The sequence below is a fragment of the Soonwooa buanensis genome, assembly GCF_900167905.1.
In the GTDB taxonomy this organism is placed as follows: domain Bacteria; phylum Bacteroidota; class Bacteroidia; order Flavobacteriales; family Weeksellaceae; genus Soonwooa; species Soonwooa buanensis.
In genome coordinates, this window is the sequence record NZ_FUYZ01000001.1 from 468,166 (window position 1) to 481,828 (window position 13,663).

Annotated in this window: 13 protein-coding genes; 9 read left to right on the top strand and 4 right to left on the bottom strand. The window is 35.6% G+C overall.

Annotated elements, in window-relative coordinates:
- Window positions 1–31 precede the first annotated feature (31 nt).
- The 4 genes from dinB to B5X62_RS02320 all read left to right on the top strand — a co-directional run bounded on the left by dinB (window position 32) and on the right by B5X62_RS02320 (window position 7,235).
- Entirely contained in the window at window positions 32–1,177 is a 1,146-nt protein-coding gene (dinB, locus tag B5X62_RS02305; protein ID WP_079665762.1) for a DNA polymerase IV, read from the top strand.
- An 8-nt stretch (window positions 1,178–1,185) separates the two neighbouring features.
- Complete coding sequence (locus B5X62_RS02310; protein WP_079665763.1) at window positions 1,186–4,272, top strand: DNA polymerase III subunit alpha; 3,087 nt, start codon at window positions 1,186–1,188, stop codon at window positions 4,270–4,272.
- Between the two features lie 82 nt (window positions 4,273–4,354).
- Window positions 4,355–5,200 carry a helix-turn-helix domain-containing protein gene (locus B5X62_RS02315; protein WP_079665764.1) on the top strand — a complete coding sequence of 282 codons (846 nt, stop codon included), beginning with the start codon at window positions 4,355–4,357 and terminating at the stop codon, window positions 5,198–5,200.
- 85 nt (window positions 5,201–5,285) lie between these two features.
- Window positions 5,286–7,235 carry an oleate hydratase gene (locus tag B5X62_RS02320; RefSeq protein WP_079665765.1) on the top strand — a complete coding sequence of 650 codons (1,950 nt, stop codon included), beginning with the start codon at window positions 5,286–5,288 and terminating at the stop codon, window positions 7,233–7,235.
- A gap of 97 nt (window positions 7,236–7,332) precedes the next feature.
- On the opposite strand, the gene B5X62_RS02325 is transcribed toward B5X62_RS02320, so the two are convergent.
- Both B5X62_RS02325 and B5X62_RS15420 read right to left on the bottom strand, forming a co-directional pair.
- On the bottom strand, window positions 7,333–7,626 hold the full coding sequence (locus B5X62_RS02325; RefSeq protein ID WP_079665766.1) for a T9SS type A sorting domain-containing protein: 294 nt from the start codon (window positions 7,624–7,626) through the stop codon (window positions 7,333–7,335).
- A gap of 37 nt (window positions 7,627–7,663) precedes the next feature.
- Window positions 7,664–7,834, bottom strand: a complete 171-nt coding sequence (locus B5X62_RS15420) for a lmo0937 family membrane protein (protein ID WP_144038275.1) — start codon at window positions 7,832–7,834, stop codon at window positions 7,664–7,666.
- A 179-nt stretch (window positions 7,835–8,013) separates the two neighbouring features.
- Here B5X62_RS15420 and B5X62_RS02330 point away from each other — a divergent pair, with 179 nt between their 5' ends.
- Window positions 8,014–8,562, top strand: coding sequence for a type 1 glutamine amidotransferase domain-containing protein (locus B5X62_RS02330; RefSeq protein WP_079665947.1), 549 nt, complete (start codon window positions 8,014–8,016; stop codon window positions 8,560–8,562).
- Window positions 8,563–8,663: 101 nt separating this feature from the next.
- Here the strand turns inward: B5X62_RS02330 and B5X62_RS02335 are convergent, their stop codons facing one another.
- Entirely contained in the window at window positions 8,664–9,353 is a 690-nt protein-coding gene (locus tag B5X62_RS02335; protein ID WP_079665767.1) for a DUF421 domain-containing protein, read from the bottom strand.
- Between the two features lie 246 nt (window positions 9,354–9,599).
- A complete protein-coding gene (locus B5X62_RS02340; RefSeq protein ID WP_221405210.1) occupies window positions 9,600–10,106 on the bottom strand; it encodes an RteC domain-containing protein in 507 nt (168 codons plus the stop codon).
- Between the two features lie 122 nt (window positions 10,107–10,228).
- Between B5X62_RS02340 and B5X62_RS02345 the strand changes: the two genes are divergently transcribed.
- Genes B5X62_RS02345 through B5X62_RS02360 form a run of 4 tightly spaced genes read left to right on the top strand, consistent with a single transcriptional unit; the run spans window position 10,229 to window position 13,663 of the window.
- Entirely contained in the window at window positions 10,229–10,891 is a 663-nt protein-coding gene (locus B5X62_RS02345; protein WP_079665769.1) for a MarR family winged helix-turn-helix transcriptional regulator, read from the top strand.
- A complete protein-coding gene (locus tag B5X62_RS02350; protein ID WP_079665770.1) occupies window positions 10,888–12,360 on the top strand; it encodes a phytoene desaturase family protein in 1,473 nt (490 codons plus the stop codon). The genes B5X62_RS02345 and B5X62_RS02350 overlap by 4 nt, the downstream gene beginning before the upstream one ends.
- A 5-nt stretch (window positions 12,361–12,365) precedes the next feature.
- Window positions 12,366–13,202: a phytoene/squalene synthase family protein gene (locus tag B5X62_RS02355; protein ID WP_079665771.1), complete on the top strand. Its 837-nt coding sequence runs from the start codon at window positions 12,366–12,368 to the stop codon at window positions 13,200–13,202.
- Window positions 13,199–13,663: a hypothetical protein gene (locus B5X62_RS02360; RefSeq protein WP_079665772.1), complete on the top strand. Its 465-nt coding sequence runs from the start codon at window positions 13,199–13,201 to the stop codon at window positions 13,661–13,663. Before B5X62_RS02355 ends, B5X62_RS02360 begins: the two co-directional genes overlap by 4 nt.

Sequence of the window (13,663 nt, forward strand, 5' to 3'; positions counted from 1 at the left end):
GTTTTGCTACAAATCGTAATAATTTTGTCAAATGGAACGAGCGATTGCACATATGGATTTGGATACCTTCTTTGTTTCCTGTGAACGGCTGAGAGACTCTGTACTTGAGAAACAGCCTGTTATCATAGGCGGTGGAGATCGTGGTGTGGTGGCATCTTGCTCGTATGAAGCTAGGAAATTCGGGGTTCGCTCTGCGATGCCTTTAAGAATGGCTTTGCGATTATGTCCCGAAGCGCAGGTTATCAAAGGTGATATGGAGTATTATTCCAAAATGTCACATTTGGTGACTGAAATCATTCAGGAAAAAGTTCCTGTTATGGAAAAAGCAAGCGTAGACGAGTTCTATCTTGATCTGTCGGGAATGGACAAATTTTTCGGCTGCTATCAATGGACATCAGAAATTGCTGAAACGGTAAAGAAAAAAACAGGTCTGCCTATTAGTTTTGCCTTGTCTACCAATAAAACAGTTTCAAAGATTGGAACCGGAGAGGCAAAGCCATCCGGTAAATTAGAATTGAAACCGCTCGCAATACAGCCTTTTTTAAATCCTTTATCCGTCAGAAAGATTCCTATGGTTGGTGATGTCACTTTTGAACTGCTTTCAAGATTAGGGATAAGAAAGATTGAAACATTGTCTCAAATGCCAGTGGATGTTCTACAGGAATTAATTGGAAAAAATGGAACTGAATTATGGAAAAAAGCCAATGGAATTGACCTGACTCCTGTCGTTCAGTATTCCGAACGTAAATCAATATCAACTGAAACGACTTTTGCTGAAGATACTATCGATATTCCTAATATCAGGAGTATTCTTTCCGGAATGGTCGAACAGTTATGCTACCAGTTAAGACAGGAAAAATGGCTTACCTCAACAGTTTCTGTTAGAATCCGATATGCCAACTTTGATACAGAGACCAAACAATGTAAGGTTGCTTATACCTCGGCAGACCATACCTTGCTGAAATATATTCTGGAACTCTTCAAGAAAGTTTATACCCGAAGAATGAGAATTCGATTAGTAGGTGTCAAGTTTACAGGACTGGTTCATGGCAATCACCAGATGAATCTCTTTGAAGACACCGAAGAGCTGATCTCATTATATCAGACCATGGATAAAATGAAAGACCGTTTTGGTGCTAAAAGCCTCGGAAGGGCTTCCGGTTTTTTAACTCAATAAATAAAATTATGTTCCTCAATTGCCATACCTATCATAGCCTTCGTTATGGGACTATTTCTGTTGAAGAATTGGTTGATTTGGCTATGGATTATAAGCTGAAAGTTCTTGCGCTAACTGATATTAATACCGTAACGGGAATCTATCAGTTTTATAAACTGTGTGAAGATAAAGGCATTAAACCTATCGTAGGCGTTGATGTCAGAGTTGAAAATGAGCAGTATTATATATGCTTAGCTAAGAACCCAAAAGGGATTGGTGAGGTCAACAGACTTTTGACTGATTATAATTGTGAAGGCATTTCAATTCCGAAGGCAAATCCTAACCTGGAAAATTGTTTTGTGATTTACTCCTTGAAGAATATTCCTGAAAAATTAAAGGAACACGAATTTATAGGCATCAGGCAGGATGAATTAAACCTTTTAATTAAACCTGAGTTGAAACCATTAATTCATAAAATGGTTATTCTACATCCGGTAACCTTTAAAACTGATAAACATGATGAACAGTATCAACTTCATAAAGTATTACGGGCAATTGATGGTAACGTCCTGTTGACAAAATTAAAAGAGAATGATTATTGTAAAAGCGATGAAACGTTCATCAACAAAAAACTGTTGTTGAATAAATACAGTGATTTTCCTGAAATTATTGAGAACACCAAATTCATCGTAGATGAAAGCAGCTTTGATTTTGATTTTAAAACACCTAAGAATAAAAAGCATTATACAGACAGTAAAGAGAGTGATTTTAAATTATTATCAAAGCTGGCTTATGAAGGTCTGGTCAGAAGATATCCGGATGAGAATAATCAGGCTGTTGAAAGGGTTAAAAAAGAATTGACCGTCATTGATCAATTGAATTTCTGCGGTTATTTTTTGATTACCTGGGATATTATTCAATACAGTAATCGAATGGGATTTATGCATGTCGGAAGAGGTAGCGGAGCCAACAGCATTGTTGCTTACTGCTTAGGAATCTCTGACATTTGCCCTTTAGAATTGGATTTGTATTTTGAACGGTTCCTCAACCTTAATCGTAAGTCCCCTCCTGACTTCGACATCGATTGGAGCTGGAAGAACCGGGATACGATTCTGGACTATATCTTTAAAAAGTATGGAAAGGATCACGTAGCTTTCTGCGGAACCAATGTGGAATTCAAAAAAAGATCAAGGTTCAGAGAATTGGGGAAAGTATTCGGCCTTCCAAAAGATGAGCTTGATCAACTGTCTAAAAAACCAAAAGAACAGCACGATCAGAATGCTGTGGTTTTGGATATTTATAAATATGAACAGCTCATGATTGGCTTTCCTAACCAGAGAAGTATGCATTCCTGCGGCATACTTATTTCTGAAGAACCTATTACCAATTATTCTGCCTTGGAATTTCCGCCAAAGGAATTTCCTATCGTACAGTTCGATATGCATACCGCTGAAGAAATTGGTCTGGAAAAGTTTGATATCCTTTCGCAAAGGGGCCTGGGAACGATTAAAGATACTGTAAACCTGATTGAGGAAAAGAGAGGGATTACTGTCGATATTGAAGATACAACGATTTCAAAGAATGAAGAAAAATGCAATGAGTTTCTGAGTATTGGAAAAACGATAGGTTGCTTTTATATTGAATCGCCTGCGATGCGCGGATTATTGCGGAGGCTGAAATGCGACAATTACAAAGTATTGGTTGCAGCCTCTTCTATTATTCGTCCGGGCGTTGCACAAAGCGGTATGATGCGGGAGTATATTTTCCGCCATAACCATCCTGGTCAGTTTGAATATTTTCATGAAGTCTTTGAAAAGGAACTGGGCGAAACCTATGGTATTATGGTCTACCAGGAAGATGTCATCAAAATTGCTCTTCATTATGGAGGAATATCTGCTGAAAATGGTGATGTTCTGCGTAGGGCGATGAGCGGGAAAGGAAGATCGCTGTCAGCTTTGCAACAATTAAAAGATGATTTTTTTAAATCCTGTAAGAAAAAAGGTCATCCTGAGCAGCTCTCTCAGGAGGTCTATCGACAGATCGAATCTTTCGCGGGGTATTCTTTTTGTAAAGCCCATTCAGCTTCCTACGCGGTGGAAAGCTATCAGAGTCTTTATTTAAAAGCGTACTACCCTATTGAGTTTATGGTCTCTGCGATTAATAATGGCGGTGGCTTTTACAGAACAGAAGTCTATGTCCATGAAGCCAAAATGGCTGGTGCTAAAATTCATAATCCTTGTGTTAACCTCAGCGAATTTCATACAACATTATATGGAACTGATGTCTATTTGGGATTGATGCATATTGAAAGACTTGAAGCAGCTGCTAAGTTATTGATTACTGAAGAAAGGAAAAAAAATGGTGATTATAAATCATTGGAGGACTTTGTAAAAAGAATTCATATTGGCATAGAAACATTACAGATATTGATTTTTGTCGGGGCTTTCAGATTCACGGGCAAGCAGAAACATGAGCTACTCATTGAAGCCAGATTTCTTTTGTCTAAGAATCAATATAAAACTAAGATGATCTCTTTATTTGAAGAACCTCAAAAAGACTATCAGTTACCTGTCATCGAAAGAAATCCTTTTGAAGATGCTTTTGACGAATTGGAAATATTAGGCTTCCCTGTTTCTTATTCCATTTTCGATTTACTGAAGATCAAATACAGAGGCGATGTGATGGTTAAAGATCTTTTGAAGCACCATAAGAAGCAGGTGAGAATGTTAGCTTATCTGATCTCAAGAAAACACGTTCCGATTAAAAATAAATATGAAAATAGAGATGATATGTATTTCGGAACCTGGATCGATGCAGAAGGTCAGTATTTTGATACCGCACATTTTCCTGACAGCCTTTCGAAGTTTCCTTTTAAAGAGGGTGGAATTTATCTTTTATTGGGAACGGTTGAAGTAGATTACCACTTTCCTACTGTTACTATTATTAAAATGGAAAAGATGCCGCTTATTGCAGATCCCAGATATTCAAAGGATGAGGAAAAAGCGAAGGAAGTTGAAAATAATCTTCGTGAAGATGTCAGCTTAACTTTCAGGAAGCCTTATCCTCAAGAACATGAAATTAAAATCCCTAGACTGCAAATGTCATCTGAAACATAAAAAAATAAGCTGTTTGGAAAGAAAAGCCTTGATTTTATAACATCAATTTGATATATTTAGCTTTAATTCCATTAATCATTATATGAAGGATATACTTTCATTATTTAATGTTTCAAGCGAAAATTCCTTTTATGTTTCTGCAGGGAATTCTCTTGGTAAGCTTCCACAAAAGCCATTTAGAATGAATTTTTTCAATGTATGTTTATGTCTAGAGGGAAGTACAGTTGTTGAAATTGACAATATAAAGTTTACTTTTCAAAAGAATTCTTTGCTTACCTCATCTCCTAACACTACAGTAAGATTTATTAGTCAGAGTGATAACTTTAAAATGAAGTTACTTTTTTTTGAGAAAAACTTTCTCTTAAAAAATATATCAAATCCTTTTATTGTAGAAAAAAGCTCATTATTTAAAAATCATTCATACAATATTATTAATCTCAGTGACGATAAATCCACAGAACTCATCAAACTACTTAATTATCTCAAAGAAAAATCATCTTCAGACAGCATGTACAAAGATGAACTTTCAAGAACCATTATCTTTAATATTTTACTTGAAATAGCAGATTTCATGGATAAGAATTATGATCAAAATTCAAATCCAAAAACCATTTATTACCAATTCTGCCAGTTATTGCAGAAGCATATTAGTAAACAGAAAAATGTGCAGTTTTATGCAGACAGCTTATGTATCTCCAATAAGCACTTGATTACAATAATTAAAGAAGCTTCGGGAAAAACACCTCACCAGGTAATGGACGAATATCTTTTAAAAGAAGCTTTTTCTCTCTTAGGTAATCCTGATAAAAACATATCTGAAATAGCATTTCAACTTAATTTTAGCGCCGTTTCTTCTTTCGGTCGTTTCTTTAAAAAACAAACAAATTATTCGCCTGTGGATTATCGCAAAATCCAAAATATTTCCTAAGGAATTTAAGTATAATCTATCAGAATTTGGGTGTACCAAAAAGCATGTGTCTCGGCTTAAATTTGTAATAATCTAATTGAATATTATGAAACCAGACACTTCTAAATTCGACAAAGTTTTGAATACTTCCAATCAAAATGGAAAGTTCATTCATGAACCAGATGCCAGTAAAGAAACTGTAAGAAACACCAAAGAAAAAACTCTTCCTTTTGCGGATCAGATTGGTAACTATCAACGAAACAAAGCCATCCCTTTACAATCTTTTGACGATAGTAAAGTATACATTGTAGGAGGTGGTATTGCAGGTCTATCTGCGGCATATTATTTTATTCGTGATGGTAAAATCCCCGCTGAAAACATTACATTTATCGAGCAGCTGCATGTAGAAGGCGGGTCTATGGATGGTGCAGGAAATGAAGAAGATGGATATATCATCAGAGGCGGACGTGAAATGGATTTTACCTACGAAAATTTATGGGATATGTTTCAGGATATTCCTGCAACAGAATTACCAGAGCCCTACTCTGTCTTAGACGAATACCGTTTGGTAAATGACAATGACCCCAATTATTCTATTGCCAGATTGATTCATAACAAAGGATCTATCAAAGATTTCAGTAAATTTGGCTTGAATAAGAAAGATCAGTTATCTATCGTTAAATTGCTTCTTAAAAAGAAAGAAGAACTGGACGATATTACAATTGAACAATATTTCAGTCAGACATTTTTAGACAGCAATTTCTGGTTTTTCTGGAGAACTATGTTTGCATTTGAAAACTGGCACAGCTTGTTAGAATGTAAGTTGTATATGCACCGATTTTTACATGCAATTGATGGGATGAGGGATTTTTCATGTTTGGTTTTTCCCAAATACAATCAATATGATACCTATATTAAGCCCTTGCGTGAATTCTTACAAAAAAAAGGTGTACAGCTTCAATTTAATACCTTGGTGAAAGATCTTGAAATCCACAATGACATTTCAGGAAAAGTTGTAACAGGTTTAATAACTGATCAAAACGGAAAAGATACAGTCATTCCGGTCACCGAAAAAGATTACGTTATTGTGACTACAGGATCTATGACGGAAGATACAGCCTATGGAAATAATACAACAGTTCCTGTTTTAAGCGTAGACAATAGTACAAGCGGCATGAGTCCCGGATGGAAACTATGGAAAAATCTTGCAGCCAAATCCGAAGTTTTTGGAAAACCTGAAAAATTCTGCGGCAATATCCAAAGATCCGCATGGGAATCTGCAACTTTAACATGTCGTCCATCTGCCTTTACAGAGAAACTAAAAGAATACACAGTCAATGATCCCTACTCCGGCAAAACAGCCACGGGAGGAATTGTCACCATTACCGATTCTAATTGGCTGATGAGTTTTACCTGCAATCGCCAACCGCATTTTCCGACACAGCCTGATGACATACTCGTAATTTGGGTATATGCTCTATTTATGGATAAAGAGGGAAACTACATCAAAAAAGCAATGCCGGCATGTACAGGTAATGAAATTTTAAGCGAACTCTGTTATCATATGGGCATTGAAGACCAAATAGATAATGTAATAGAAAATACGATTGTACGCACAGCGTTTATGCCTTACATCACTTCCATGTTCATGCCCCGAGCAGCCGGAGATCGTCCTAGAGTTGTTCCAGAAGGAAGTAAAAACTTAGGTCTGGTCGGTCAATTTGTAGAAACGAACAATGACATCATTTTTACTATGGAAAGTTCAGTTCGCACAGCAAGACTTGCAGTATATGAATTATTAAACCTGAACAAGCAAGTTCCTGATATCAACCCTTTACAATACGATATCCGCCAGCTAATTAAAGCAGCTTCAACTTTAAATGATGATCAGCCTTTCGTTGGAGAAAACCTCTTGAGAAAAGTTTTGAAGGGAACTTATTTTGAACATATCTTACCCCAGATTCAAGAGGAAGAAGAGCACGAATCTTTTTTACAGGAACAATATGGTAAGTTTAAGGATTGGTTAAGAGAGATCAAAGATAGATTTGAAAAATAATTAAAAGTAAAAAGAGAATACGTTGTATTCTCTTTTTATTTTTAACCCTTCATCGCATAGCGCTAATGATCCCATTAAAGTATATTGTCACCATTATTTATTTCTTTAATATTTTAAAACTTTTTTCTTTTCCAACAATCATGACAGAAAGAATATACATCCCTGTTTTCAAAGACTTGGTAGAAACTTCCAGATTTTTGCTTTTTGGTAGAAACTCCAACACTTTCTGCCCGGACAAGGAAGCAATCTTTATCTTTTGAATGGATTGTTCGGATGAGACATAAAGTTGGTCGTCTACAGGATTGAATTTTGCAAATGAATCTTCTTTTACGGATAGCACCTGATTATCGTGAACCTCCAAACAATAACTCAAAATTAAAAAGAGACGCATATGCGTCTCTTTTTAATTTTAATGTTCTATAATTAATTTAATCTAAAGGTTTTCTGCCAGATATGATATTATATAGAACAACAATTATTGCAATCAGCAAGAGTGTATGGATCAATCCTCCTGTATCCATTCCCGGAATAATACCAGCCATTCCTAATACCCAAGCTATTATACATATAACAGCGACTAACCAAAGTAAATTTTTCATAAGCATATTTTTTGATGTTATTGTGCTATTACATAAAGTATGCCTTTAAACTCATTACCATATAAAATATTTTGTTTCTGGGTGGTCAGATATTTGTTAAGTTATTTTATAAATGAGAGCCAAATTGAATGGAATTAAATTTTCTTATCTACATTTTCATAACACCAAATAATTATATTATGTCACAAAAAATTGCAATATTAGCAACACACGGATTTGAAGAGAGTGAATTGAAATCTCCAAAAGAGCATTTGGAAAAACAAGGATGGACAGCTCATATTATAAGTCCTGAAGCAGGAACAATTAAAGCATGGGCAGAAAAAGACTGGGGAAAAGAATATTCTGTGGATAAAACTTTGGACGAAGTTGATGCTTCCGAATATGATGCACTTGTTTTACCCGGCGGCGTTATTAATCCAGACCAGTTAAGAACTAATGAAAAAGCCATATCATTTGTACAGGATTTTTTCAGACAGCATAAACCTGTAGCTGCAATCTGTCACGGTCCACAGGTTCTCATTAGCGCAGGAGCAGTAAATGGAAGAAAAATGACTTCTGTAAAATCAGTAAGTATCGATTTGAAAAATGCAGGTGCTATTTGGGAAGATAGCGAAGTTGTAACTGACAGTGGACTTGTAACCAGTCGTACACCAAAGGATCTTCCTGCTTTCAATGATAAAATCGTTGAAGAAATAAAAGAAGGTCGTCACGGAAACCAGTATATTTAAAAAATCTACATTTATTTTCTACAAAAAAATACATCTCATTCTTTCCAATGGGATGTATTTTCATTTAATAATCAAGCTAAGAAATTGGTCTATATATTTATCTAAGTAATTCTTTTTCTATTTATCGCTTCGACCCAATGAAACTTTCCACAGTTTTTGCAGCTCTTCTCAGAATTACTATTTTTCAATTCGGTATATCCGCAAAACATGCAGGAATAGTGTTTTTCCACAGTAAAATCCTTTGTACAATTCTCCAAAGAATTCAATAAGACTGGCAAACCATATTTGACCTCGTGGTCTTCATAGTAAAATACGCTTATTTCTCCGGAGGTTTCTTCAACAGCCTGTTTTATCTGCCCAAGATGCGAAATTCCTTTCAATCTTAATTCAGCAAAAAATTCATCACTACCTAAGTTTTCTTTTTTAAAGTTTTGAATTGCAAATACGCCATCTTCAATCAAAACAATAGGTTGACCTTCCAGAAGGATTTCCATATTTTTAGATTTTCCGCTGAAGAAAATCAAAGTCGAATACAATGCAATAATTATTACAAAAACTACAAGGGACGATAATAATCCTACTTCACGGTAGAACATAGGATCTCCTGCTGCTGAACCTAACCCAATAATGACCACTAATTCGAAAATCGATAACTGCTTGACTCCTCTTTTACCTAAAACTCTAATCCCAATAATAATGGCAATAAACATCAATAAAGTTCGAAAGACAATTTGAAATAAAAAATCCCAGCTTTCAGATCCCATCCAGAGCTCTTTCCAATCTATTTGCATAAATCATTATTTTATTTTATAGTTTTCAGGAAAAAGCCTTTTGAGCTGAAAACAAGGCTCTTATGTGGATAATCAAAGATTGTAAGGTAACGTTTTGGTAACGGTGCTTATTGCTTTGCTTTTCAATACGTTTCCGTTAGCTCATAGCAAATATACGAAATTTATGTTTCTTCAAAACAATTAAACAGTTTTAATTGTGTTGGGATTGCAGGATAAGACAAAAGGGCTTTTAAAGCCCTTTTGTTGTTATATCCCGTCCTGTTCGTCCATTCTTTTGGTAAGGCTTTCTTTTAGTTCATCTAAAAACTTTGTCCTGTTTATTTTTCGGGCTTTAAGTTCCAAAAACGTATGGTAGAAATCGCCTAAATCAACATTGAATGTTCTTTCAAATACTGTTACAATAGGCTTAATATCTACGTTGCCGTTATTAAATATCCCTTGCGAATGCAGAGCGTAAATCAATTCTGTCAATGCTGATTTGTTCCCTGTCCAATTCAGTTTTGTTGGGTTTTTGGGACTATCATTGACAGCCGTTTTGAACAACTGATTTTCGAGGTATTCCTCTATCAAATCGTTAGCAATAATCTTGGCTACTTTGTAATCGTGGGAAGTATTAAAATTGTGGTCGGTTTCAAAATAGTAGGTATCTAAACCCAATTTAATATTGTGCCTGCCACGCAGAAAATAGGTTTCATCAAGGTGAGTGCTTTCCGTTCGGTAATAGCTGTAAAGTATAAATTTTGTTGTGAAAATGTTCTATAGGAATTATCTCATTGATTATAAATTGTTTTAAAATCTGTGATACAAAATAAAAGTATACAAATATACTATTTTTTAATTTAAAATAGTATATTTGTATGCTAATATAATTCAAAATGAACTATAACCTGATTAAAGATATACTTGATTTGTTCGTGGAATTTGAGAACCAAAACCCTGGTCTGAATAAATCGGCAGTTACTATCGATGATTTCAAAAAATGGATCGTTATAAATTACAATGCCGAAGACTTAACTACCGAACCAAACTGGGAAGGAAAAGAGAAGGGACGAAGTCCCGAAAGTGTCATTAATACGCTGATCGTGCATATGAACCGCTATGCCAAAAGCTATTCAAGGTCGGCAATTTTCGGGTCGGATTTTTCTTCGCAGGAAGATTTTATTTACCTCATCAATCTCAAAGCATTTGGCGATATGACAAAAATGGACCTGATAAAAAAGAACGTTCACGAAAAGCCTGTCGGAATGCAGATCATCAATCGCTTAATTTCAAAAGGATGGGTAAACCAAATGGCCTCGGAAATTGATAAAAGAAGTAAGGTTTTGAAAATTACGGACAGAGGTATTCAGGTTTTGGATAAGCAAATGGATAAAATCAGAAAAGCAACTGAAATTGTAACAGGAGATTTGACCCAAAATGAAAAAATGGAACTAATCCGCTTGCTCAATAAGCTCAATGACTTTCATAAGTCGATTTATGACAAAAATATAGAACCAGAATATTTATTGGAAAAAGCCTTAAAAAATACAAACTTATGAAAAAGAAAATAGCTGTTATCGGTTCGGGGTTTTCGGGTTTGTCAGCTGCGGCATATCTGGCAAAAGCGGGAAATGATGTACACGTTTTTGAAAAGCACGACCACCCAGGTGGCAGGGCAAGGCAATTTACTACCGAACAAGGCTACGTTTTTGACATGGGGCCTAGCTGGTATTGGATGCCGGATATTATAGAGGGCTTCTTTGCCGATTTCGGCTACAAAACGGCTGATTTCTTTGAGATGATTTCATTAAATCCACAGTTTGAGATGATTTTTTCTAATGAGAAAATTGATGTGCCTGAAAGTTTGGGGGAATTGAAAATCGTGTTCGAACAAATCGAAAAAGGTGCAGCTTCGCAATTAGAAAAATTTATGCAATCTGCAAAATTCAAGTACGAAGTAGGTATGCAGGATTTTGTCAATAAACCTTGCCATAACTGGGCAGAATTTATTTCTCTCAAAATAGCAAAAAGTGCCTTGAAGCTGGATTTGTTCACTAATTTCAGAACTTATGTCGCCAGATATTTTAAAAGTGATAAACTGAGAACCTTAATGGAATTTCCCGTAATTTTCTTGGGTGCTTCTACCAAAAACATTCCGGCATTGTATAGCCTTATGAACTACGGAGGTTATGCTTTGGGAACACATTATCCTTTGGGCGGCTTTTATCAATTGGTACTGGCGATGAAAAAAATAGCCGAGAAACAGGGTGCAAGTTTTCATTTTAATAAAACCGTTGAACGCATCAATACACAGACCGACAAGGTGAAATCTTTGACTATCGATAGCAAAAACTATGAATTTGATGTCGTGGTTGCTTCTTCGGATTATCATCATACCGAAACACTTTTGGATAGGGAATATAGAAATTATGATGAGACTTATTGGGAAAAAAAGACATTTGCACCATCGAGCCTGATTTTCTATTTGGGTGTCAATGAAACCATTCCCAACCTGAAACACCACACGCTTTTCTTTGAGAATGATCTGGACGAGCATATTGACTGTATTTATAAAGAAAAAAAATGGCCTGAAAAACCTTTGTTCTACGCTTGCTGTCCGTCAAAAACTGATAAGAATGTTGCTCCCTTAGGAAAAGAAAATTTGTTTTTGCTAATGCCTTTGGCTATCGGGATAAACGATGAAGAGGTTGTTAGGGAAAAATACTTAACAGAAATGCTTTCAAGAATCGAAAAGCACACAGGCATGAGGGATTTGCAATCTACAATAGAATACAAAAAAAGTTATTGCGTCAGCGATTTTATGTCAGATTATAATGCCTACGGAGGCAATGCCTACGGACTGGCAAATACGCTTGGTCAGACTGCGGTTTTAAAACCTAAAATCAGCAATAAAAAACTGAAAAACTTATTCTACACGGGTCAGCTGACGGTTCCGGGACCCGGTGTTCCGCCGTCAATCATATCGGGAAAAATTATAGCCAACGAAATAAACAAAATCAAAAACTGAGTAATATGAAACATCTATTTGACGAACTCTCTTACTCGGTAAGTAAGATAACCACCCAAAAATACAGCACTAGTTTTTCTTTGGGTATTTTAGCGCTAAAGCCCGCTATTCGTAAGGCTATTTATGCAATTTACGGCTATGTAAGATTGGCAGATGAAATCGTGGACAGCTTTCACGATTACGACAAAAGCAAATTGCTTAACCGTTTGAAAATGGAAACAGAAAACGCTTTATCAGAAAAAATTTCTCTGAATCCGATTTTACAATCCTTTCAGGAAACAGTGCACAAATACGCTATGGACAAAAATCTGATTGACCAATTTTTGCACAGTATGGAAATGGATTTGCAACAAGTAGATTATAATTATGAATTGTACAAAGAATATATTTTCGGGTCGGCAGAAGTGGTTGGCTTGATGTGTTTGCAGGTTTTTACCAATGGAAATAACGAAAAATACGAAGAGCTAAAACCCTATGCAATGAAGCTGGGTTCGGCGTTTCAGAAAATTAATTTCTTGAGGGATTTGAAAGACGATTATCAGATTTTGGGACGCACTTATTTTCCGAATATCGATATGAATGTATTTGACAATGCTGTGAAATCCGAAATAGAAACAGAGATTGAAGAAGAATTCAAAGAAGCTCTAATCGGCATTAAGAAGCTCCCAAGCTCTTCAATTTTTGGGGTGTATCTGGCTTATAAATATTATTGGTCATTGTTTAAAAAGATAAAAAGAAAATCGTCGAAAGAGATACTGAATAACAGGGTGCGTATTCACAATTCTGAAAAAGCTTATGTAGCGCTTACAAGTTATTTGAGATATAAAGCGGCTTTTCTATGACAAAAATATTCATTTTGCTGATGTCTGTACTTTATCTTTTTGTAATCTCTGAAATGCGTGCAGACATATTAGACGATGTACGAAAAAATTACGATAAAATGGCTTCAAACGAGGAACTGTGCAAAAGTGCGATAGCGAATTTGAAAGGAACAAAAAACAATTCGAGTACACATTTGGGGTATCTGGGAGGCTTGCAGACCATTTGGGCAAACCACGTTTTTAGTATTATGAGCAAGCTCAATACATTTAAAGAAGGAAAGAAAAACATAGAAGAAGCCATTAAAAAGGAGCCGGATAATGTTGAGTTGAGGTTTATCCGACTTTCTGTTCAGAAAAATGCACCGTCTTTTTTGGGGTATAAATCAAACATAACAGAGGACATACAATTTATTAAGAACAATCGAAGTCAAATAAAATCGCCTGTACTGAATAGGCACATAGAATCCTTGCTAAAAGAATAG